The 22,102-nt window shown below is 32.2% G+C and carries 22 protein-coding genes, 2 pseudogenes and 2 other annotated features; of the genes and pseudogenes, 22 read left to right on the plus strand and 2 right to left on the minus strand.

Annotated features, from left to right (window positions below):
* Positions 1-10 precede the first annotated feature (10 nt).
* The 8 genes and pseudogenes from coaE (at position 11) to thrS (ending at position 8,425) form a co-directional block, all read left to right on the plus strand.
* On the plus strand, positions 11-607 hold the full coding sequence (gene coaE, locus NMU03_RS11080) for a dephospho-CoA kinase (protein ID WP_290138378.1): 597 nt from the start codon (positions 11-13) through the stop codon (positions 605-607).
* A complete protein-coding gene (locus NMU03_RS11085) occupies positions 588-1,838 on the plus strand; it encodes a DnaD domain protein (RefSeq protein WP_290138380.1) in 1,251 nt (416 codons plus the stop codon). Before coaE ends, NMU03_RS11085 begins: the two co-directional genes overlap by 20 nt.
* Positions 1,835-2,635, plus strand: coding sequence for an ATP-binding protein (locus NMU03_RS11090; protein WP_290138382.1), 801 nt, complete (start codon positions 1,835-1,837; stop codon positions 2,633-2,635). Before NMU03_RS11085 ends, NMU03_RS11090 begins: the two co-directional genes overlap by 4 nt.
* 188 nt (positions 2,636-2,823) lie before the next feature.
* Positions 2,824-3,783: a 6-phosphofructokinase gene (gene pfkA, locus NMU03_RS11095; protein WP_290138384.1), complete on the plus strand. Its 960-nt coding sequence runs from the start codon at positions 2,824-2,826 to the stop codon at positions 3,781-3,783.
* A 34-nt stretch (positions 3,784-3,817) separates the two neighbouring features.
* Positions 3,818-5,241 (plus strand): annotated as a pseudogene (gene pyk / locus NMU03_RS11100) (pyruvate kinase).
* A gap of 424 nt (positions 5,242-5,665) precedes the next feature.
* The gene (locus NMU03_RS11105; RefSeq protein WP_290138385.1) at positions 5,666-5,944 is read left to right on the plus strand and encodes a hypothetical protein; all 279 of its coding nucleotides are present in this window, start codon (positions 5,666-5,668) and stop codon (positions 5,942-5,944) included.
* 2 nt (positions 5,945-5,946) lie between these two features.
* Positions 5,947-6,143, plus strand: a binding site (T-box leader).
* A gap of 34 nt (positions 6,144-6,177) precedes the next feature.
* On the plus strand, positions 6,178-6,696 hold the full coding sequence (locus NMU03_RS11110) for a GNAT family N-acetyltransferase (RefSeq protein ID WP_290138387.1): 519 nt from the start codon (positions 6,178-6,180) through the stop codon (positions 6,694-6,696).
* Positions 6,693-8,425: pseudogene (thrS, locus tag NMU03_RS11115) on the plus strand (threonine--tRNA ligase). The gene NMU03_RS11110 and the pseudogene thrS overlap by 4 nt, the downstream one beginning before the upstream one ends.
* Before the next feature lie 23 nt (positions 8,426-8,448).
* On the opposite strand, the gene cysK reads toward thrS, so the two are convergent.
* Positions 8,449-9,375: a cysteine synthase A gene (gene cysK / locus NMU03_RS11120; protein ID WP_290138389.1), complete on the minus strand. Its 927-nt coding sequence runs from the start codon at positions 9,373-9,375 to the stop codon at positions 8,449-8,451.
* A gap of 161 nt (positions 9,376-9,536) precedes the next feature.
* Here cysK and NMU03_RS11125 point away from each other — a divergent pair, with 161 nt between their 5' ends.
* The 13 genes from NMU03_RS11125 to ltrA all read left to right on the plus strand — a co-directional run bounded on the left by NMU03_RS11125 (position 9,537) and on the right by ltrA (position 19,544).
* A complete protein-coding gene (locus NMU03_RS11125; protein ID WP_290138392.1) occupies positions 9,537-9,887 on the plus strand; it encodes a hypothetical protein in 351 nt (116 codons plus the stop codon).
* Between the two features lie 9 nt (positions 9,888-9,896).
* Positions 9,897-11,063: a cation diffusion facilitator family transporter gene (locus tag NMU03_RS11130; RefSeq protein WP_290138395.1), complete on the plus strand. Its 1,167-nt coding sequence runs from the start codon at positions 9,897-9,899 to the stop codon at positions 11,061-11,063.
* Positions 11,064-11,103: 40 nt separating this feature from the next.
* Positions 11,104-11,335, plus strand: a binding site (T-box leader).
* A 34-nt stretch (positions 11,336-11,369) separates the two neighbouring features.
* Positions 11,370-12,389 (plus strand): methionine ABC transporter ATP-binding protein, encoded by a 1,020-nt coding sequence (locus NMU03_RS11135; protein WP_290138396.1) that lies wholly within the window; start codon positions 11,370-11,372, stop codon positions 12,387-12,389.
* A gap of 1 nt (position 12,390) precedes the next feature.
* Positions 12,391-13,056, plus strand: coding sequence for a methionine ABC transporter permease (locus NMU03_RS11140; protein WP_290138397.1), 666 nt, complete (start codon positions 12,391-12,393; stop codon positions 13,054-13,056).
* A gap of 16 nt (positions 13,057-13,072) precedes the next feature.
* The gene (locus NMU03_RS11145) at positions 13,073-13,891 is read left to right on the plus strand and encodes a MetQ/NlpA family ABC transporter substrate-binding protein (protein ID WP_290138398.1); all 819 of its coding nucleotides are present in this window, start codon (positions 13,073-13,075) and stop codon (positions 13,889-13,891) included.
* A gap of 156 nt (positions 13,892-14,047) precedes the next feature.
* A complete protein-coding gene (locus NMU03_RS11150; RefSeq protein ID WP_290138399.1) occupies positions 14,048-14,326 on the plus strand; it encodes a type II toxin-antitoxin system Phd/YefM family antitoxin in 279 nt (92 codons plus the stop codon).
* A complete protein-coding gene (locus tag NMU03_RS11155) occupies positions 14,316-14,603 on the plus strand; it encodes a type II toxin-antitoxin system RelE/ParE family toxin (RefSeq protein WP_290138400.1) in 288 nt (95 codons plus the stop codon). Before NMU03_RS11150 ends, NMU03_RS11155 begins: the two co-directional genes overlap by 11 nt.
* 397 nt (positions 14,604-15,000) lie before the next feature.
* Positions 15,001-15,642 (plus strand): hypothetical protein, encoded by a 642-nt coding sequence (locus NMU03_RS11160; RefSeq protein ID WP_290138401.1) that lies wholly within the window; start codon positions 15,001-15,003, stop codon positions 15,640-15,642.
* Complete coding sequence (locus NMU03_RS17690) at positions 15,639-15,902, plus strand: hypothetical protein (RefSeq protein WP_353956615.1); 264 nt, start codon at positions 15,639-15,641, stop codon at positions 15,900-15,902. Before NMU03_RS11160 ends, NMU03_RS17690 begins: the two co-directional genes overlap by 4 nt.
* Positions 15,903-15,999: 97 nt before the next feature.
* The gene (locus NMU03_RS11165) at positions 16,000-16,809 is read left to right on the plus strand and encodes a hypothetical protein (RefSeq protein ID WP_290138403.1); all 810 of its coding nucleotides are present in this window, start codon (positions 16,000-16,002) and stop codon (positions 16,807-16,809) included.
* Positions 16,803-17,036, plus strand: coding sequence for a hypothetical protein (locus NMU03_RS11170; protein WP_290138405.1), 234 nt, complete (start codon positions 16,803-16,805; stop codon positions 17,034-17,036). Before NMU03_RS11165 ends, NMU03_RS11170 begins: the two co-directional genes overlap by 7 nt.
* On the plus strand, positions 17,033-17,716 hold the full coding sequence (locus NMU03_RS11175) for an ABC transporter ATP-binding protein (protein WP_290138407.1): 684 nt from the start codon (positions 17,033-17,035) through the stop codon (positions 17,714-17,716). Before NMU03_RS11170 ends, NMU03_RS11175 begins: the two co-directional genes overlap by 4 nt.
* Before the next feature lie 511 nt (positions 17,717-18,227).
* Positions 18,228-19,544, plus strand: a complete 1,317-nt coding sequence (ltrA, locus tag NMU03_RS11180) for a group II intron reverse transcriptase/maturase (protein WP_290138409.1) — start codon at positions 18,228-18,230, stop codon at positions 19,542-19,544.
* Positions 19,545-19,630: 86 nt separating this feature from the next.
* Here the strand turns inward: ltrA and NMU03_RS11185 are convergent, their stop codons facing one another.
* Positions 19,631-21,421: a flavin reductase gene (locus NMU03_RS11185; RefSeq protein WP_290138411.1), complete on the minus strand. Its 1,791-nt coding sequence runs from the start codon at positions 21,419-21,421 to the stop codon at positions 19,631-19,633.
* Positions 21,422-21,645: 224 nt separating this feature from the next.
* Here NMU03_RS11185 and NMU03_RS11190 point away from each other — a divergent pair, with 224 nt between their 5' ends.
* Positions 21,646-22,098: a polyphosphate kinase gene (locus NMU03_RS11190; RefSeq protein ID WP_290138412.1), complete on the plus strand. Its 453-nt coding sequence runs from the start codon at positions 21,646-21,648 to the stop codon at positions 22,096-22,098.
* The last annotated feature ends 4 nt before the right edge of the window (positions 22,099-22,102 follow it).

Below are 22,102 nucleotides of genomic sequence, written 5' to 3' on the forward strand. Positions count from 1 at the left end.
GGTGTTGAATATGAGTCGAGTGATTGGAATTACTGGATCAATTGCAGTTGGAAAAAGCACAGTTACCAATTATTTAAGAACACATGGTTATTGTGTTTTGGATGCTGATGAGATTTCTCATCAAGCTTTAGAAAAAGAAAGTGACTGTTATCAAAAGATTATTGAGAGTTTTGATTGTTTAGATGATAATCAAAATATTTCTCGTCAAAAACTGGGTCAGATTGTTTTTCGTGATGCCAACAAGAAAGCTTTATTAGAAAGTATTATTCATCCTTTTGTGAAAAAGATGTTAGAAAAAGGCATACAGGAATGCCAAGAACCATTGATTTTTTTGGATGTTCCATTATTATATGAATCCCATATGGATGAAATGTGTGATGATGTGATGGTTGTGTATGTGGATGAAAAAACACAGTTACAACGTTTAATGAAACGTAATCATATGGATGAAAAACAAGCAAGATTGTTGATAAATCAACAATTGTCAATAGAAAAGAAAAAAGCATGGGCAGATTATATTATTGATAATTGTCAAAACTTTGAAGATTTATATCAAAATATAGAAAGGGTATTGAAGGTTTTAAAAGATGAAATTGTATGTCACTGATCTCTATCGTGTTGAAATACGTTATCCATTGGATGAAATTCAAATGGATACGCTTTATTATCTCTATCAGCCATTGATTGGTTCATCAGCTCTGCAGCTTTATATGATGTTGATGATGGAAGGAAAGCGTATGCGACGTTTTATTGCTCCATGTGCTCTGTCACGTTTACAGTCTTTTTTATCCATGAATATGATGGATTTAGAAAAAGCATTACGTAGTCTAGAGGCCATTGGATTATTAAAAAGCTATGTCAAACATGAAAATGATATCACTCAATATATTTATCGTGTCTATGCACCTTTATCATTAAAAGCTTTCTTTAAAAATCAAATTTTATCATCATTATTACAATTATCATTGTCACAAGAAGATTTTCAAAAGACTTTACAGTATTTTAAAATCTCTTTAGAAAATTTAGAAGGTTATGAAGAAGTGACTGCTAAGTTCCAAGATGTCTTTACCATTCAGCATCCTCGTACAAGTACCCGTCTTTTAAAATATCAGGAAGATTTTGTTCATCAGGAATCACAAAATATTTCTATTTCGTATGATCGTGATTTGCTTTATCAAAGTTTAGCAGATTATCAGGTCAATCGCTCTCTTTTAAGTCAAGAAGATTTAGCCTATGCAATGGAACTGGGGTATGTTTATCAAGTGGATGCATTAACACTGGCAGGATTTATTAAAGATGCGATGGAATCACAGGGACTCAATCGTTCCTGTATCAAACAGGCTATTCAAAAATATTTTGATGTACAACAATCATCCAAATTAGAAGAAGTCTATCATAAACAACCCATCCAGTATCAAACTCAAGATTCCAATAGTTCACCCCTTGTTTTACATATGAAATATTTAGATTCTTTAACACCATATGAATTGTTGAAAGAAAAACAAGGTGGTAAAGAACCGGTTTATCATGATTTAATGATTGTGGAAACTTTGATGGTACAACTAGGATTAAAACCAGCCGTGGTCAATGTTTTGATTGAGTATGTGTTAGGTAAAAATGATAATCGTTTATCGAAACGTTATTGTGAAGCGATTGGGGCATCGTGGGCACGTAAAAAGATTATAACAGCAATGGATGCTTATCGTGAATTGATGAATCCAGGAAACGAAGAAAAAGAAGAAGACGTTCAAGAAGATGTCAAAGTTCAACCTGTACAAGAAACTTCATCTCAAGAATTACAAGACTTATTGAATCAATTGAAGGAGGGACAATTATGAAAAGAGTATCGGATATGATTTTTCAAAATGAAAATATCGAAAAAATAAAGTCAGAAAGCCAATATGCCCTGCTGAAAGAAAAGACTATTCAAGATTTTTTAAAACAACATCATTTGGATGCATCCATAATGGAAGATTATTGGGTTGAGTTTTTAGATTATAATGATGATTTTCATATTTGTCAGTCTTGTCAAGGATTAGCACATTGTCCAAAGGATACAGTAGGGATGCAAAAAGTATTACGTTATTATGATGGACAGGTTGTTTTAGAATTACAAAGCTGTCCATTTGGAAAAGCACTTGAAGAAAAAAGACAGCTATTGGATCATTTTATAATGAGTAATGTGAGTGAAGAATTGATGTTGACAGATCTATCGTCTTTAGAAATGATTCGAAATCCTGAAGGTCTATCACCACTTCGTCAACAGGCATTGGTTCAAATTTTAAAGTATTCGCAATCACCTTCAACGCAGGGTTTGTTTTTACATGGTCCAATGGGGGTAGGCAAAACAACATTGCTTGCAGGACTGATGAATAGTTTAGCTAAAAAAGATAAGCAGATTGGGTTTATTCATTTTCCAACTTACTTGATAGATCTAAAAGCTAGTTTTTCTTCAGGAGATAATGAATATGCGATGGATCGTCTTTTAAAAGTAGACTATTTATTTTTAGATGAACTTGGTGAAGAAAATATCACAGCCTGGTCTAGAGATGAAATTTTACTGACGATTTTATCATATCGTTTATTGAATCATTTACCTACTTTTTTACAAGTATGTATGGTTATAATGAATTGAAAAAGGTGTATACTTTAAAGAAAGGTGATGAAATTCGTACAAATACAATTATTTCAAAATTGAAAGCGTTAAGCATTGAAATAATGCTTGACTGAACGAATTTGAAGATATAGAATGTAGTCGAAAGTGTAGAACATAACGTCATTTTATGATAAAATAATAAGTAATAAAGCGAGAGGAGAGTAGTTATGGTTAAATGTATTGGAGTTTTAACTTCTGGTGGAGATGCACCGGGAATGAATGCGGCGATTCGTGCTGTTACAAGAACTTGTTTAAATAAAGGAATTAAAATTTATGGGGTAAGATTAGGATATAAAGGACTTCATGACGGAGAGTTTATTGAATTTGATAGCCATAGTACACGTAACATTATTAATATTGGTGGAACATTCTTAAAATCTGCACGTTTCCCTGAATTTAAAGACCCTGAAGTGAGAAAAGAAGCCATTAAACAAATGCAAAAAGTTGGTATGGAAGCTTTGGTCGTTATTGGGGGAGATGGAAGCTATAATGGTGCTTTAAAATTAACAGAAATGGGAATTAACTGTATTGGTATTCCTGGAACAATAGATAATGATATTCCTGATACAGATTTTACAATCGGTTTTGATACAGCGTTAAACACAATTGTAGATGCTTTAGATAAATTAAGAGATACATCAAGTTCTCATCAAAGATGTACAATTCTTGAAGTTATGGGAAGAAGATGTGGAGATTTAGCTGTTCATGCTGGTTTGGCTGATGGTGCTGAAATGATTATTACAAGTGAAACTGGTTTTAATGAAGAAGAAGTCATTGAAACATTAAAACGTTCAAAAGCAACTGATAAAAAACATGCTTTGGTTGTTATTACTGAACATATTACAGATGTTCATCAACTTGCTAAACGTGTTGAAGAAGCCACTGGTTTTGAAACACGTGCCAATGTTTTAGGACATATGCAAAGAGGTGGACGCCCATCTGCAAAAGATCGTGTTTTAGCAACTCGTATGGGAATTAAAGCTGTAGAATTACTTGAAGAAGGTAAAGGTGGACTTTGCATTAGTGAAGTCAAAGGAGAAATCGTTGGATTACCAATCCAAGAAGTTTTAGGACACAAACGTGAAGTTGATAAAGGTATTTACGAAGATGTATTGAAACTTCGTTAAATATAGAAACTAAATTATAGGAGATTAATTGAGAATGAAAGATAAAATGAAGAAAACAAAGATTATTTGTACAATTGGGCCTGCTTCAGAAGATCCAAAAATGTTAAAAAAATTAGTTTTAGCAGGTATGAATGTTATGCGTTGTAATTTCTCTCATGGTGATTATGAAGAACATGGGAGAAAGATGCAAACAATGCGTGAAGTGAATGCTGAACTTGGAACAAATTGTGCCATCTTATTAGACACAAAAGGTCCAGAAATTAGAACTGGTGATTTTGAAGGTGGAGCCACTGAGTTTAAAAAAGGGCAAGTTTCTACAATTTGTGTAGAAGATATCGTAGGAACTGCAGATCGTTTTACAATCACTTATAAAGATTTATATAAAGATGTAAAACCTGGTGGATTTATTTTAGTGAATGATGGTCAAGTTGAATTATTAGTTGACCATGTTGAAGGTACTGACATTGTTTGTGTTTGTGCAAATGATGGTAAAGTAAAAAACAAACGTGGTATCAATGTGCCAGGTATCGAACTAGGATTTGATTTCATTTCTGAAAAAGATAGAGCAGATATCGAATTTGGATGTCAACAAGATGTTGATTACATCGCAGCATCATTTGTACGTCGTCCTCAAGACGTTTTAGATGTAAAAAAGTTTTAGTTGAAAACGGAAAACCTGAAATTCAAATTATCGCTAAAATTGAAAATAGCGAAGGTGTTGAAAAAATGGATGATATCATCAAAGTAGCTGATGGAATCATGGTTGCACGTGGAGATTTAGGTGTTGAAGTTCCTGCTGAAGATGTTCCTTTAATTCAAAAAGAATTAATTAGAAAATGTAAAGCAGCTGGAAAAGTAGTTATTACTGCAACTCAAATGCTTGAATCTATGCAAGAAAATCCAAGACCAACACGTGCTGAAGTGAGTGACGTTGCTAATGCGATTTATGATGGAACTGATGCAATTATGTTATCAGGTGAATCTGCACAAGGAAAATATCCTGAAGAAGCTGTTATGGTGATGAATAAAATTGCGATTAAAACAGAATCAACACTAGACTATGCTTCATTACATAGAAAAGCTGTTAGAACTGCATCTAATGATACTTCTGAAGCTATCTGTATGTCAGTTGCTGAAATTGCAACTAAATTCAATGTGGCAGCTATCGTTGCTTTCACTGAATCAGGATTTACAGCAAAGAAAATGTCTAGATATAGACCAGAATGTCCAATCATTGCTGCAACTCCAAATGCTAAAACAACTAAGAAATTAGCAATTAACTGGGGTGTAAAATCAGTAACATGTAAACACATGGATACAACTGAAGGTTTATTAAACTTAGCTGAAGTTATCGCAAAAGAAAATGGTGTTAATGCTGGTGAAACAATCCTTGTCACTGGAGGAACTCCTGGTGTTGAAGGAACAACAAGTTATTTACAATTAATCACTGTTAAATAAGTTTTCAATCAATTTCTATTTATGAAAGTATTACTCAAAGAGTAGTACTTTTTTTCAAAAAATAAAAAAAGTCATAATTTATACACAACGATATGCTATTTTAAATGTAGAGAAGAAAAAATATTTTCTTTTTATGAAAAAAGTAATTATAAAATGAAAAGAAAGGTATGATAATTATGTTTCATCATGTTGGAGAAAAATTGCAAGTTTTTGCATTTATATATATGATTCTTTATACATTTAAATCTGTTTGTATTCAATTTCATCATATTTTTTCATGGAATACTCTTTTTATATTGATTTATGATTTGATTTTTGCTTTATTAATTTCGTTGATGATTTATGGTAGTGGATACATTGTAAAATTGTATGAAAATAAAAAAGTTTGATAAAATGGTCAAAAAATGACGGGGGGGTAAAAACCGTGACTTGTAAAATATCAAGAGTTTTGAAAATCTGTGCTTATATCTTTTTGATTGGAAGTATACTTCGTCAAGGATATTCGATAGCTGCTAGTACTTCTTATTTAAATACAGGACAATTGATGGGAGTAGAATCTATGTTGATGATGTTGTGGTCTTGTTTTATCTCCTTTCTTCTTTCATTTGTTATTTATGGATTTGGTGAAATTGTAGAATATTATGAACTCAATAAAACAAAAAGAACAGATGTCTTGACAAATATGAATAATGATGTAAAATAACTTTACAAGCAATGATTTAGGATATGTTTTTATAAGTGATTGTTTAGAGAAAAGATGGTTGGTGAAAATCTTTGATAGCTTATAAAGATACTCCCTAATAAGCTACACTCGAAAGAGATTGTCGTAAAACTGCGTTAAAGTTTTTGAGGTTATCTAACGATAATGAATAAAGGTGGTACCACGAGATTTCGTCCTTTGGATGAAATCTCTTTTTTGTAAGGAGGCGGTGAGTGATGAAAAAGGGATATTTAAAATTTCCTGAACTCCAAGATGAAGAATCTATGAAGATGTTGATTCAGACCATGAAAGATGAAAATAATCCTTTTGGAATCAATGGTGCAGGTGCTTATGAAAGTTGTGATACTTATCAACAATGGCTAACAAGGGAGAAAAAGAATCATCTTGGTATTGAATTAAAAGATGGTTTCGTGCCAAGTACAGAATTGTTATATATATTCAATAACAAGGTGATTGGTTGTATCAATATTCGTCATTGTTTAAACGATGCACTTTTACGTCATGGTGGACATATTGGCTATTCTATTCATCCTGATTATCGTCGACAGGGTCATGCGACTGCAATGGTGCAAGAAGCTTTGAAATTTTGTCAACAATGGGAAATTAATCCTGTTTTGATCACCTGTCACAAAGACAATGTAGCTTCTAGAAAAACGATTGAAAAATGTGGTGGACAATTCGATAGTCAATGTGATGATATTTTAAGATTTTGGATAGGAGGAAAAGAAAAATGAGAGATTTTAAAAACGAAGAAGCTTTAAATACTTTAAATCATTCTTGTGCTCATGTGATGGCACAAGCTGTTAAACATTTATATCCACAAGCTAAATTCTGGGTAGGTCCAGTTGTCAGTGAAGGATTTTATTATGATATTGATTTAGGAGATCAAGTAATTACTGATGATGATTTACCTAAAATTGAAAAAGAAATGAAGAAAATCTGTAAAGATGGGAAAAGAATTATAAGAGAAGAAATTTCTAAAGAAGAGGCTTTAGAAATGTTTAAAGATGATCCTTATAAATTAGATCTCATTCAAGGTTTAGAAGATGGACAAATTACTTGTTATCGTCAAGGTGATTTTGTTGATTTATGCCGTGGACCTCATGTGGAAACAGTAAAACTTTGTAAGAACTTCAAGTTATTAAAACATTCTGGTGCTTATTGGAAAGGTGATAAAAACAATAAAGTATTGCAAAGAATTTATGGTGTTTGTTTCCCAACAGCTGAAGAATTACAGGAACATCTAGATTTTCTTGAAGAAGCTAAGAAAAGAGATCATAAGAAATTAGGAAAAGAACTTGATATATTTATGATGAGTGAATATGCTCCTGGTATGCCATTTTTCTTACCACATGGTATGTTATTAAGAAATACATTAGAACAATACTGGTATGAAGAACATGCAAAAGAAGGATACCAATTCATTAAAACACCAATTATGATGTCAAGAGAATTATGGGAAGTTTCAGGACATTGGGATAATTATAAAGAAAATATGTATACAAGTGAAGTAGATGAACGTGAATTTGCAATTAAACCAATGAATTGTCCAGGAAGTATGCTTGTTTATAAAAATGGTTTACATTCTTATAAAGACTTACCATTACGTATGGGAGAACTTGGACAAGTTCATCGTCATGAAGCCAGTGGTGCTTTAAATGGTTTATTTAGAGTACGTACATTTACACAAGATGATGCGCATATCTTTATGACACCAGATCAAATTGAAAGTGAAGTTGTCCGTTTGATTTCATTTATTGATCGTGTTTATTCTAATTTAGGTTTACCTTATGATATTGAATTATCAACACGTCCAGAAGAAAAATATATTGGTGATTTAGAAATCTGGGAAAAGAGTGAAGCTGCTTTAGCTGCCGCTTGTAAGGCAGCTGGTAAAAACTTTAAAGTCAATCCAGGAGATGGTGCTTTCTATGGACCAAAATTAGATTTCCATGTGAGAGATTCTTTAGGTAGAGTATGGCAATGTGGAACAATTCAATTAGATATGAATTTACCTGAAAGATTTGATTTAACTTATGTTGATCATAATGGTGAAAAAGTAAGACCAGTGATGTTACATCGTGTTATCTTTGGTTCTATTGAAAGATTTATTGGTATTTTAATTGAACACTTTGCCGGAGCTTTCCCATTATGGTTAGCACCAACACAAGTTAAAGTGATTCCAGTTAAAAATGAATATCATTTAGACTATTCAAAAGAAGTTTTCCAATTATTAGAAGATAAAGGTATTCGTGTAGAACTAGATGATCGTGAAGAAAAATTAGGTTATCGTATTCGTGAGGCACAAATGAAAAAATTCCTTATCAGTTAGTATTAGGTGATAAGGAAAGAGATGAAAGAACTGTGACTTATCGTCAATATGGTGAACAAAAACAAATTACTGTATCATTAGATGAATTTGTAGATATGGTTTTAAAACAAATTGCAGAAAAGACAAGATAAAAGAAACCCGCTAAGGGTTTCTTTTATTCATATAAATCCGTTGATAAATAACGATCTCCACCATCAGGAAGTAAAACCACAATGTTTTTATCCTTGTTTTCAGGTTTTTTTGCCAAAATTTTTGCAATGGCTAAAGCACCACCAGAAGAAATACCTACTAATATACCTTCTTTTTGTGCTAATTGACGTGCAGCTTCGTAGGCTTGTTGTGTAGAGACAGTCATCACACAATCATAAAGTGATGTGTCTAGGATTTCAGGAATAAAATTGGCACCAATGCCTTGAATTTGATGAGGACCAGCTTGACCTTTTGAAAGTAATGGGGAATCTGCTGGTTCAACAGCGACAATTTGAATATCAGGATGTTTTTCTTTAAGATAGCGTCCTGTTCCAGTGATTGTACCACCTGTTCCAACACCAGCAACAAAAATATCAATTTGACCATCCATTTGTTCATCAATTTCAGGACCTGTTGTGATATAATGAGCTTCTGGATTACTTGGATTGGTAAATTGGCTTGGAATGAAGCTTTCAGGAATCTCTTTAGCGAGTTGCTCAGCTTTTTCAATCGCTCCACTCATTCCTTGTTTACCAGGAGTTAAAACTAACTTGGCTCCAAAAGCAGTCATTAATTTTCTTCTTTCTTGACTCATAGTATCAGGCATAACAATAATGACTTCAAAGCCCATGGCTTTTCCAATCGCACATAGACCAATTCCTGTATTTCCACTTGTTGGTTCAATAATGGTTGCTCCAGATTTTAACTTACCATTCTCTAATGCATCCAATAACATTTTTTTAGCGACACGATCTTTCACACTTCCAGCTGGATTATAATATTCTAATTTGGCAAATAAATGTGCCTGTAATAGTTCTTGTTTTTCAATGTGATGTAATTGTAAAATCGGTGTTTGTCCGACTAATTCTTGAATACTATGATAAACTTTCATATCATCAACTCCTTTTTGTTTTACTCATTATAAAAATTATAATGAAAAAAAGCAAAGAATATGATAAAAGTTTTCAAAGCTCTTGTCAGAAAATCTTAATATTCTTTACCAAATTATCATATTCTATGTTATAATGAAAAAACATAAAGGGAGGAATAAAAATGATTTATTATGATAAAAATGATATAAGAGATTTAAAAAATCATGAAGATAAATACTATATGCCAAGTGCATTATTTGATACTATGCAATATAAACTTGTACGTTTAGAAGTGAAATGGGCTTATGTTGCTTGTTTAAATGTGATGTTAGAAAGTGCATTATATGATAATGATGGAAAGGCATATATTAAAGATGATCATCCTCAAGTCATTGAAGTGTTAAAAGATCTAGCACATAAAAAAGTTGATCAGGAAAAGATTGATGGTTATCTTCAAGAATTAGAAGATTGTGGATTGGTTCAAAAAGAAGGAAAAAACATTTATTTGAAAAAAATATCAAATATTTTCTAGGAGGCTTTTATGTTTCAGTTGATTGTGAAAAAGACAATTTCAAATTATCAAGCTGCACATTTGCCAGAAGTGAGAGAAAAATATGGAACACTATGTAGTGTTCTTTCTATTATATGTAACTGTATAATGGTTGTCTTTAAATTATTATTTGGTTTTATGACACATTCTGTGGCTATTCAGGCTGATGGTTTAAACAACCTTTCTGATATGGGTAGCAATTTAGCAACTTTATTTGGTTTTAAATTAGCTGGCAAGCATCCTGACAGTGATCATCCCTATGGTCATGGACGTTATGAATATATTGCTGGTTTAATCATTTCTTTTTTGATTTTATTAGTGGCTTTTTCATCTTTTAAAGAATCACTGATGAAAATCATTGAACCTGAAAAGTTATCTTTTACATGGGGTGCAGTGATTGTTTTAATAGTATCAATATTGATTAAATTATGGATGGCATCTTTTAATAAAAAAACAGGGAATTTCATTGATTCAACATCCTTAAAAGCGGCATCACAAGATAGTTTAAATGATGTTTGTGCTACTTTTGCTACACTTGTTTCATTATGTTTAAGCCTTGTGACAAGTTTTCCAGTGGATGGTATCATTGGGGTTATTGTATCCATTGTTGTTTTCAAATCGGGAATTGATATTTTTAAAGATACGGTTGATCCATTATTAGGAAAAGCACCGGATAAAGATTTGGTAGAAGATATTTATCAATATGTTTTATCTTTTGATAAGGTTTTGGGTATTCATGATTTTATGTTGCATGATTATGGACCTGGTCGTCAGTATATGACTTTTCATGCGGAAGTGGATTGTGATGAAGATATGATGGAAATTCATGATCAGATTGATAATATTGAAAGAAATTTATTAGATAAATACAATATTTTAACAACGATTCATATGGATCCTATTGATACAAAAGATGAATTAACAAATGATTTAAAACAACAAATAGAAAGCATAGTCAAAGGTATTCATGAAGAATATAGTATTCATGATTTTCGTCTGATCAAAGGACCAACGCATACAAATCTCATTTTTGATGTTTTATTACCAGCTGATGATGAAATTTCCCATCATGAATTAAAACAACAAATTGCCCAGGAAGTTCAAAAAATCAATACCCATTATTTCTGTGTCATTCAGATAGATCATGCATTTTTATAAAAAGTGTTTGACAAATGTTTATAGACACGATAATATATTATTAACAACAGTGAAGAGAAGAGTAGTTTATGATGATTTGATAGAGAGTTCTTGGTTGGTGGAAAAGAATATTGAGTCATAAATGAAGATGGTCTTGGAGTTTCATTAGTGAATGATTAGCTAATGGCGGGTGTACCCGTTATCGTACTAGAGTATGTTGGTACTCGAAGAGGTTGTTATAGTGATATAACAATAAATTAAGGTGGTAACACGGGTGATAACTCGTCCTTAGGGGGACGAGTTTTTTTATTTGTAAGGAGGGATAAGATGATTGAATTAAAACATATTCAAAAAGTTTTCCATACACCTAAAGGTGATATTCATGCTTGTCAGGATGTCTCTTTAACGATTCGAAATGGGGAAATCTTTGGTGTTATTGGTTATAGTGGTGCTGGAAAATCAACATTGGTACGTATTATAAATCAGCTTGAACCACAAACAAATGGTGAAGTCATTATTGATGGTGAAGATATTTCTTTGTTGAATCCTAAAGATTTAAGAAAGAAAAGAACAAAGATTGGGATGATCTTTCAACATTTTAATTTGTTGTGGTCAAGAACAGTTCAAAAAAATATTGAGCTTCCATTAGAGATTGCAGGAGTAGATAAAGCCAAACGCAGTCAAAAAGCAAAACAACTCATTGAGTTAGTTGGTTTACAGGGACGTGAAAATGCCTATCCAAGTGAATTATCAGGTGGACAAAAACAACGTGTAGGAATTGCACGTGCTTTAGCCAATGATCCAAGTATTCTTTTATGTGATGAAGCAACAAGTGCTTTGGATCCTGATACAACTGAACAAATCTTAGATTTACTCAAAGATATTAATCGTCAATTAGGAATTACGATTGTGATGATTACCCATCAAATGGAAGTTGTTCAAAAAATATGTCATCGTGTCGCAGTCATGAGTGAAGGACGTGTTGTTGAAGAAGGACGTGTCAAAGATATTTTTGAACATCCTCAACACACAGTGACAAAACGTTTTGTCAGAGATATTGCTAGTAAAATTGATGATGATAAACAAAATGAAAATCTAAAACAGATTTATCCAGATGGAATTTTATTAAGACTCACTTTTGATGAAGATATATCTCGTCAACCGATTGTTTCTCGTGTCATGAAAGAAACAGAATTAGATATCAGCATTGTATCTGGAAATCTAACCAATACAATTGATAGTTCTTTTGGAGTCTTGATTGTCAATGTTTTAGGTGGAAGTGCACAAGATTATGAACAGATTATTCAAAAATTTAAAAACTATCAAGTCATTGTGGAGGTGATATAGGATGAATGAATTTTTAAGCCAGATTGATTGGGATGCGATGTGGGTAGCCATTCAGGAAACATTTATCATGACAATCATTTCATTAGTGATTGCTGTGGTTGTTGGATTTGTTTTAGGCATTATTCTTTATATTACCAAAGAAGATGGACTTTATCCTCAAAGAATTGTGCATCGTATTTTAGATTTTATTGTCAACCTCTTTAGAGCGATTCCCTTTATTATTTTGATTTTCTTACTTTTAGAAATCACAATGGCATTAATGGGAACAATGCTAGGTGTGAAAGGGGCTTTACCAGCACTGATTGTATCAAGTGCACCATTCTATGCACGTATGTGTATGATTGCCTTGAGTGAAATTGATAAAGGAACGATTGAAGCCAGCAAAGCAATGGGTGCAAGTTCATGGCAGATTATTACAAAGGTTTTGATTCCTGAAGCTAAACCAGCTCTTATTTCAAGTATTACAGTAATGGGTATTTCGTTAGTCGGTTATACCGCTATGGCGGGATGCATTGGTGCTGGTGGTTTAGGAAACCTGGCTTATATGTATGGTTATGTCAGACAAAATATGCCAGTAATGTATACCGCAACATTCTTTGTATTGGTGATTGTCTTTATTATCCAAGGTATTGGAGATTTGATTGTCAAAAAAATTGATAAAAGATAGGGGAGGAAAAAGAAAGATGAAAAAATTATTGATTGGTGTTTTAGCATTATTTTTAGCAGTAGGACTTACAGGATGTGGAAGTGGAGGTAACAGTGATGCGAAAACTTTAACTGTTTCAGCAACTTTAGATCCACATTCTAAAATCTTAGAGGAAGCCAAACCAATTTTAAAAGAAAAATATGATATTGATTTAAATATTAAGGTATTAGATGATTACTATATCTTTAACAAAGCTTTAGATGCCGGAGAAGTCGATGCCAATTATTTCCAACATCGTCCATTCTTTGAAGGAGAAGTTGAAGAACATGGTTATAAGATTGTTGAAGCAGCTGGTATTCACTTAGAACCATTTGGTTTCTATTCTCAAACAATTAAAAATATTCAAGATATTCCTAATGGTGCAGAAGTGATTATTTCTAACTCTATTGCGGATCATGGACGTATTTTAGGAATCTTAGCTGATGCTGATATCATTGAATTAAGTGATGATGTTGAAACACTTGATGCCACAGTAAAAGATATTGTGTCAAATCCTAAAAACTTAAAATTTACTGAAATTAAACCTGAATTATTAGCGACTTCTTATCAAAATGGTGAAGGTGATTTGGTTGCGATTAATGGAAATTATGCATTACAAGCAGATTTAAATCCAACACAGGATGCTTTAATTATTGAAACAGTGGATGAAGATAATCCATATATTAATATTGTGGCAGTCAAAAAAGGTAATGAAAATGATGAAAGAATTCAAGCTTTAATTGATGTCTTAAAATCAGATGAAATCAAAACATTTGTTGAAAAAGAATATAAAGGTGCTGTTTTAATGGTAGATTAGATAAGAGAAATCTTATTTAAAGCATGAACTTAAGATGAATTGATCTTAGGTTTATGCTTTTTTAATCTTTTCTTTTTTGACTTCATTGTATTATTTAGATATAATATGATTAGAATTTGAGTATAATTTTAATATAATATATAAGGAGACGTTGTTATGATTATTAAACCATCCGCAGCAATTAGACAAAATTACAATGAAATTGCAGATTTGTGTCGTGAAGCGAAAGAACCTATTTTTTTGACAAAGAATGGCGAAGGTGACTTGGTTGTCATGGATATTGACACTTTCAACAGAAGAGAGAAGATGTTAAAACTTCGTGAAGAACTTCTTGTGGTTGAAGAAGCAAGAGCAATGGAGGAGAAAGGATATTCAATTGATGAAGTTGTTAATATGATGAAAAAATCAGTGGATGGAGTAGGAAATGGGAAGTAAATATCATGTGATTATTTCCTCAAGAGCTACTCAAATGCTTGTTTCTTATGCGACGTATATTTCTCAATATGATAGTGCTGCAGCTAATAAATTCATAGAAGAATTTGAAAAGGCATCGCAGTCATTAGAGGAATTTCCTAGAAGATGTCAATGGCTTGAAGGGGATTATATTCCAGCTAAGACATATAGGTATCGCATATTTCATAAGCATTATATGCTTATATTCAAAATTGAAGATGATAGCGTTTATGTTGATTATGTAATCAATTGCAGATAGGATTATCAGTGGTTGATTAGATAATTTAAAAAATATTGGAAATGATGAAACGATAAAGTATAATAACGAAACATTAAGAAATTGAGCGCTTCGTTTATGTTTTTGGTTGAATGAGTTCAAAATCAAAAACATCATGTTTTTCAAACAATCTTTTGTTGAAAAGAATATAAAGCTGCTGTTTTTGAAATCTGTATTCTTAAAATTTTAGCAAAGAAAAAAGTCAAAGTCACGGGAATTTAAGATAGAGCGTGTAAGATAAATATTGAGGGATAGGATATGAATAAGACGATTCTAGAAATGGCTTATCGCCATATCAAACATCATCAACGTCAATATTTATTTCTATGTGCTTTTATCTTTATTATGTCTTTTAGCTTTTTTTATGTATATTCTCTGTATGCGCTCCCATGATCAAATGCAAAAATATGCCTATGAATTAGAGTATGGTTCATGGTATGAAGATTATCATGATGAAGATATGGAAGCAACCAAAGAACAATTGTCACATACAAAGAATATTGAATATCACTTTTTGTATCAAATGGCTTATGACAAGAATAATATGACAGTTGGGTTTGGAGATGAAGGATTCTATGACTTTTGTCAAGTGACACTGACAGATGGTCGTTTTCCTGAAAGTGATAATGAAGTTGTTGTGAGTGATGAATTTTCTTATGAAATAGGACAGCATATTTATATTGCTATATCTGACCAGCTTCAGGAAATGGAAATTGTCGGTGTTGTCCATAATTCACAACCGATTTTCTATGATATATATGTTGCAAGCCAACAACATTATGATGATGCATATTTTTATAGTGATACAGCTCTTTTACCAGGCGTTGCTTTTTCTCTATCTGATGAAAATCAATATGGTTATGATCATAATCCAGCATGGGTTGGTTTTTATACAATTGTTAGTTGTGTTGTTGTTATGATACAGGCAAGTTGTTTAATGGCATTGGCTTTGATTTTATTATCGACAACACTTTTGAAAAAAGTGTCAGAGAATTTGCCTTATTGCGTGCCATTGGCATGACCACTAAACAATTATTTTTAATGATTCTCTATGAAATGATTTTTTGTAGTCTGATTTCTGTTTTCTTAGCTGCAATTCTTGCTCCCTTATTAAGTTATCCTATTATTTATTATATATCATTATCATTAGGTCTTTATGAATATGTTTTTTATTTACTAGCTTATTGTTTTTATATTTTTATGCTTTTATTGAGTATTTTGATTTTTCTTTACTTATCCGGCTATTCGCTCATCTTCTCAAGCATTAAGTGGTGCCTTTGATGGAAAACAATTCTATTATTTTGATATCAGAGCGAAAACTTTAAAGTATCTTTATAAATGGCGAATTGCATGGCGTGAATGGAAAAGCTATAAGAAAATGAATATCATTTTTGTGATTTGTCTGTGTCTATGTTCGGTGCCTTATTTAGCGAATCAAATTATTGATTATCATAATGAATATATAGGATCAAAGCGTATTTTAACATACGACAGAAAAGATACGTATTTTATTGAGGCAAATGGTTCAAAAGACATGTTAAATCTGATTTTAAATATGGATTTACCGGATGTGGACAGTTATGAATATAAAAGTACTCCCTTTGTATCATCTTTAGGTTCTGGAACATCTTCACGTATCTGTCAGCTTAATGAAACATTGCTTAGAAATGTTGAAATTGAGGGTATGATTCCACAAAATGATTATGAAGTATTAATTGATGCTGATTATGGAAATATTGGCGAACAGGTCATTGTAGAAAATCAGGAATTTATTGTTTCATGTATTATTCATGATAAAGTAGCAGAACTAGAAGATTTGGATTTTCCTTATTGTCCAATTCGTACAACGTTTGTCATGTGTCCTCAGCCATTTGAAAAACTTGCAGATGATGCTCATACGATTTTATGTATCTGGTATGAAGATATCAACCAAAGAGATGAATGGATGCATGATATCAATGTAGAAACGAAAGGAAATATTGATTTGGAAGATTGTGGATTGATGATTATAGAGTTATATAAAGGTGGACATGAACGTATTCCACTTATGGTAGATAATGAATTATTGATGGTAGGCATTGTATTGATTTTCTTTGTTTGTTATTTCTTGAATAAAAATTATATCATAAATCATCAAAGAGATTATCAAATGTTAAGATGGATTGGTATGACAAAAAAGATATGCTGATTAAAGAAATTTATAAAGCATTATTTTCATTTTTATTTATTGCATTATTGAATGGCATCATTCCTTTGATGGAAAAACAATATTTAAGTGTCAGTTATTTTCCATATGTGAAATATGGTATTGTGAATATTATTTGCTTATTCGTCTGTTTGATTATTTATGTGTGTCCAATATTGAGATTGTGGAAAGCTTTTATGGTTATAGATTATGGAGGCGAGAATGTATGATTATTTTGGAAGGAAAACATTTGACAAAAACTTATGGCTATAATGAAAATAAGGTGATTGCGTTAAATGATGTTTCACTAGAAATTGAAGAAGGTTCATTTATGGCTGTTGTTGGAACAAGTGTCAGTGGAAAAAGTACTTTATTAGATGTTTTAGCGGGATTGGTGAAACCAGACAAAGGAATGGTCTATTTACAAGGAAAATTACTTTATGATATGAATAATGATCGTTTAACACATTTAAGACGAAGAAAAATGGGTTTTGTGTTTCAGTTCTTTAACTTGATTTCAACACATAACGTGATTGAAAATATTGTTTTACCTATCCATTTGGATAATCGACAGGTTGATGAAGAATATGTCCATGATATTGTAGAAACACTGGGCTTAACAGAGAAAAAATATGCCTTTATTCATGAATTGTCAGATGGTGGACAACAACGTGTCGCTATAGCAAGAGCATTAGCTTCTAAACCAGCTATCATATTTGCGGATGAAACAACAGGAAATCTAGATGCAAAAAGTTCTCAAGAAGTGATTCAATTGTTAAGTATGGCACAAAGAAAATATCATGAAACAGTGATTATGGTGACACATGATGAAATGATTGCCCAGGTGGTTGATAGAATTTTACGTATAGAAGACGGTAAAATCATACAAGATACAAAAAATGACGAATGATTAATTTCATTCGTCATTGTCTTTGTATGCCGGGCATGGCATATATCTAGGTGGTGAAAGTCCACTGTGGGGGGCGATGTCGCAACTGCCAACCACTAGCCAATATCAAGGGTGTCTATCGTGAGATGGAATCTGAAAGAAGATGGAGGCAAAGTCCTGGTCCGAGGAACACGAATCACATCAGGCATATAATAGGGACGAGTGTGCAAAACAACACGAAGTCATAAGAGGTTGCGGAATAGGACTATTATATGTAAATGTGGCGGATATATGGGAGGAAAGAGATATGACCTTATCCCGGGAGGTCTCACTAGCGATACAGCAGTAACAACGAATAGTGAGAAGTCAGCAGAAGTCGTAGTAGTAAGGAAGTGACTGTAATGGTCATGGAGCGAAGGACTGAATAAATCTATCAGTTATTGAATTTTGAATTGATTTCATTATACGAAACCGTGGAGATAGACGAGTACACTAGAAGACCCGAAAGAAGAATGTAGGGAAGGTGAGTATAATGGATAGCGAAAGAAATGGAGGTAACGAAAATATGAAAACTGATAACACATTGCTTGAGGAAATGCTTAGTGATACTAATCTAGAACTAGCATTTACACAAGTCAAACGAAACAAAGGTGCAAGTGGAGTAGATGGAATGGAAGTAGCTGAACTTAAAGACTATTTAGATAAACATCTAGAAGAAATTAAGGACAGTATACGAAACAAGACATATAAGCCACAACCTGTGAGAAGAGTAGAAATACCCAAACCCGATGGCGGAATACGAAATCTAGGAGTGCCAACAGTACTTGATAGATTTGTCCAACAAGCCATAGCCCAAGTGTTAATACCTATCTATGAACCAATATTCAGTGACAATAGTTTTGGATTTAGACCAAATAGATGTTGCGAAATGGCAATCATCAAAGCATTGGAATATATGAATGAAGGCTATCAGTGGATAGTAGATATAGACCTAGAAAAGTTCTTTGATACAGTTAATCATGATAAACTTATTTCACTTGTCATGAAAGATGTAAAGAGTGGAGAAATAGTATCCCTAATTAGGAAGTTTCTAGTAAGCGGGATTATGATTGATAATGAATATAAAGAGTCAGTCGTAGGAACACCACAAGGTGGAAATCTAAGTCCGCTACTCAGTAACATAGTTCTCAATGAACTAGATAAGGAAATGGAAGCACGAGGACTAAGATTCACACGATATGCAGATGATTGTATTATATTAGTGGGTAGCAGTAAAGCCGCCGATAGAGTAATGGAGAACATTAGTAAATTCATAGAAAAGAAACTAGGACTTAAAGTAAATATGACTAAAAGTAAAGTTTCCAAACCTAATGATATTAAATATCTAGGATTTGGATTCTATTATGACTCTTTTTCATCTATGTGGAAAGCAAAACCACATGAGAAATCTATCGCAACACTGCAAACAAAACTAAAGAAACTAACAAATAGAAGTTGGTCAGTATCGTGGGAATATAGAATACTTAAGATAAGACAACTTGTAAATGGGTGGATTAACTATTACCGTATTGGAAATTTTATAAAAGTCTGTAGAAAACTAGATGCACAAATAAGATTTAGGATACGTATGTACTTATGGAAGAAATGGAAAACCATAGGAAATAGAGAAAAGCAACTAAGAAAGTTAGGGGCATTACCATGGCAAGCTAAAACTTGGGCAAACAGTCGAAAATCATATGCAAGATGTGCAAGTACATTTCTTCAAACAAGAATAACTAATGATTTATTATATAGAAAAGGACTACCATCAATGGTAGCCCAATATCAGTTAAAACATATTTCAGTATAGATTTAAACCGCCGTATGCCGAACGGCACGTACGGTGGTGTGAGAGGTCGAAAATAAATATAAAATTATTTATTTTCTCCTACTCGATTATTGAATTGGTTCAAAATCAGCTGCGCCATGTTTACATAAAGGACAGATAAAGTCATCAGGTAAAGTATCTCCCTCATAAACATAACCACAGATTTTACATACATATCCTTTTTTACCTTCTGTTTGAGGTTTTGGTTTGACATTGTTTTGATAATATGTATAAGTCATTGTATCTAAATCAGAAATGACACGTGCTTCAGTCACTTTACAAATAAACATGCCATGTGTATTTAAATCAACATAACTTTCTACTTCTAATGACATAAAAGCATTAATATAACGTGGTAAGAAAGCTAAACCATTATCAGAATGAAGAGGTTCAAAACCTCCAAATTTATTTACTGTACGTCCACTCTGGAAACCAAATCTTTCGAAGATACTAAATGGAGCATCTACAGATAAACAATTGACATTTAATTTTCCTGTCTGTTTAATGACATGATGTGAATAATTTTGTTTATTAATATTGACAGCAATACGATTAGGAGTATCACTGACTTGTGTAACAGTATTAACAATCAATCCATTATCTTGTTTACCATCATGACTTGTCACAACATATAAACCATAACCAATTTTAAATAAAGCACTCATATCATGTTTATTGGCTTTTTCATTAGACTGGGCAATATAATCACGACATAATTCATCAGCTAATTTTTCAATCGCCTCTTGACTATCACTATTCAGTGCTGATTTGATTGTGACATTGTTTTCAGTATAAGTTAAATCTTTACTATTTTCAAGCATTCCTTTCATGACTTTTATAGCCATTGGTGCCCATGAACCATTTTCCATAAAAGCCACAGTACGTTTTTGGAAATTTCTTTCTGTTAAGTGATGAATAAATTCTTTCATGAATGGGAAAATATCAGCGTTATAAGTCACAGATGCCAATACAATTTTGCTGTATTGGAAAGCATCAGCTACACATAAAGCCATATCATCACGTGCTAAATCATGAATAACGACTTTTGGACAACCTTTTTCAGTTAATTTGGCTCCTAATAACTCAATCGCTTTTTGAGTATGTCCATAAATAGAATTATAAGCAATGACAACACCATCTTTTTCTATATTATAAGATGACCATGTCTGATAAAGATCAAGATAGTGATCAATATTCTCTTTTAAAATAGGACCATGTAATGGACAGATTGTTTGAATATCTAAAGCACTCGCTTTTTTAAGGACTGCCTGTACTTGTGCTCCGTATTTTCCAACAATGCCCATATAATAGCGACGGGCTTCATCATCCCAATCTTCTTCAACGTCATTGGCACCAAATTTACCAAAAGCATCAGCTGAAAATAAGATATGATCTTTTTGATCATAAGTCATCATGACTTCAGGCCAGTGAACCATTGGTGCAAACACAAATGATAATGTATGCTTTCCTAAACATAATTCTTCACCATTTTTCACAACCAATCTTTGATAACTTGCATCAAGTGAGAAGAATTGTTCCATCATCATAAATGTTTTCGCATTACCAACGAGTGTTGTTTGAGGATAAACTTTCATAAAATTCAAAATATTTGCTGAATGATCAGGTTCCATATGCTGGATGATTAAATAATCAGGAGTTCTACCATCCAATGCATCCGCAATATGATCAAGCCATTCATGTGTAAAATGAATATCAACTGTATCCATAACAGCGACCTTTTCATCTAAAATCACATAAGAATTATAAGCCATTCCATGAGGGACATGATATTGTCCTTCAAATAAATCAATATGATGGTCATTGACACCAACATATTTTATATCTTCTGTTACTAACATACTTTTTATTCCTCCATTTCTTCTTTCATTATAGTCATATTGATACAAAAAATCAATCTTGATACCCAAAACATAAAATTGTTTATTTTGAATTTAAAAAAGTGTAAAATAAATATATAAAGCTGACGTAAAGAAAATCTTAAGTTTTTGTAAATTCATGAAAATGGTCTTGATTATATGATAAAGACATATTATTTTTTTAGTGATAAATAAAGGAGGATATTATGAAAGGTTGTAGAGAAAATAGAGAATTATCGTGGTTGAAATTTAATGACCGTGTTTTAATGCAGGCAAAGGATAAAGAAGTGCCTTTAGGAGAACAGTTAAACTTTGTGTCTATCTTTCAATCAAATATGGATGAATTTTTTATGGTGCGTATAGGAACATTATATGATCAAATGTTATTTTACCCATCATCTAAAGATAATAAAACACAAATGACAGCAGAAGAACAATTAAAAGCATGTTTAATGAGAGTTGGTTTTTTAAATCGTAAAAAAAATCGTATTTATACACGTATTATGAATGATTTAAAAGAATATGGTTGGGGTATTTTAAAATATCACCAATTAAAAAATAAAGAAGATCGTAAGTATTTTGAAAAGTATTTTGATTCAGAGATTTTACCTTTGATTTCACCACAAGTGGTGTCTAAAAGACAACCATTTCCTTTTTGAATAA

The organism is Allocoprobacillus halotolerans (assembly GCF_024399475.1).
Lineage (GTDB): Bacteria > Bacillota_I > Bacilli_A > Erysipelotrichales > Coprobacillaceae > Allocoprobacillus > Allocoprobacillus halotolerans.

What these genes read in the sequence shown, in the direction of transcription:
- NMU03_RS11160 (WP_290138401.1), top strand. Translation starts at nt 15,001, where the DNA reads ATGCGCTCCCATGATCAAATGCAAAAATATGCCTATGAATTAGAGTAT.
- pfkA (WP_290138384.1), top strand. Translation starts at nt 2,824, where the DNA reads ATGGTTAAATGTATTGGAGTTTTAACTTCTGGTGGAGATGCACCGGGA.
- NMU03_RS11110 (WP_290138387.1), top strand. Translation starts at nt 6,178, where the DNA reads ATGAAAAAGGGATATTTAAAATTTCCTGAACTCCAAGATGAAGAATCT.
- NMU03_RS11190 (WP_290138412.1), top strand. Translation starts at nt 21,646, where the DNA reads ATGAAAGGTTGTAGAGAAAATAGAGAATTATCGTGGTTGAAATTTAAT.
- NMU03_RS11155 (WP_290138400.1), top strand. Translation starts at nt 14,316, where the DNA reads ATGGGAAGTAAATATCATGTGATTATTTCCTCAAGAGCTACTCAAATG.
- NMU03_RS11130 (WP_290138395.1), top strand. Translation starts at nt 9,897, where the DNA reads ATGTTTCAGTTGATTGTGAAAAAGACAATTTCAAATTATCAAGCTGCA.
- NMU03_RS11140 (WP_290138397.1), top strand. Translation starts at nt 12,391, where the DNA reads ATGAATGAATTTTTAAGCCAGATTGATTGGGATGCGATGTGGGTAGCC.
- coaE (WP_290138378.1), top strand. Translation starts at nt 11, where the DNA reads ATGAGTCGAGTGATTGGAATTACTGGATCAATTGCAGTTGGAAAAAGC.
- NMU03_RS11145 (WP_290138398.1), top strand. Translation starts at nt 13,073, where the DNA reads ATGAAAAAATTATTGATTGGTGTTTTAGCATTATTTTTAGCAGTAGGA.
- cysK (WP_290138389.1), bottom strand. Translation starts at nt 9,375, where the DNA reads ATGAAAGTTTATCATAGTATTCAAGAATTAGTCGGACAAACACCGATT.
- NMU03_RS11175 (WP_290138407.1), top strand. Translation starts at nt 17,033, where the DNA reads ATGATTATTTTGGAAGGAAAACATTTGACAAAAACTTATGGCTATAAT.
- ltrA (WP_290138409.1), top strand. Translation starts at nt 18,228, where the DNA reads ATGGATAGCGAAAGAAATGGAGGTAACGAAAATATGAAAACTGATAAC.
- NMU03_RS11090 (WP_290138382.1), top strand. Translation starts at nt 1,835, where the DNA reads ATGAAAAGAGTATCGGATATGATTTTTCAAAATGAAAATATCGAAAAA.
- NMU03_RS11185 (WP_290138411.1), bottom strand. Translation starts at nt 21,421, where the DNA reads ATGTTAGTAACAGAAGATATAAAATATGTTGGTGTCAATGACCATCAT.
- NMU03_RS11165 (WP_290138403.1), top strand. Translation starts at nt 16,000, where the DNA reads ATGAATATCATTTTTGTGATTTGTCTGTGTCTATGTTCGGTGCCTTAT.
- NMU03_RS11125 (WP_290138392.1), top strand. Translation starts at nt 9,537, where the DNA reads ATGATTTATTATGATAAAAATGATATAAGAGATTTAAAAAATCATGAA.
- NMU03_RS11150 (WP_290138399.1), top strand. Translation starts at nt 14,048, where the DNA reads ATGATTATTAAACCATCCGCAGCAATTAGACAAAATTACAATGAAATT.
- NMU03_RS11170 (WP_290138405.1), top strand. Translation starts at nt 16,803, where the DNA reads ATGCTGATTAAAGAAATTTATAAAGCATTATTTTCATTTTTATTTATT.
- NMU03_RS11135 (WP_290138396.1), top strand. Translation starts at nt 11,370, where the DNA reads ATGATTGAATTAAAACATATTCAAAAAGTTTTCCATACACCTAAAGGT.
- NMU03_RS11085 (WP_290138380.1), top strand. Translation starts at nt 588, where the DNA reads ATGAAATTGTATGTCACTGATCTCTATCGTGTTGAAATACGTTATCCA.
- NMU03_RS17690 (WP_353956615.1), top strand. Translation starts at nt 15,639, where the DNA reads ATGACCACTAAACAATTATTTTTAATGATTCTCTATGAAATGATTTTT.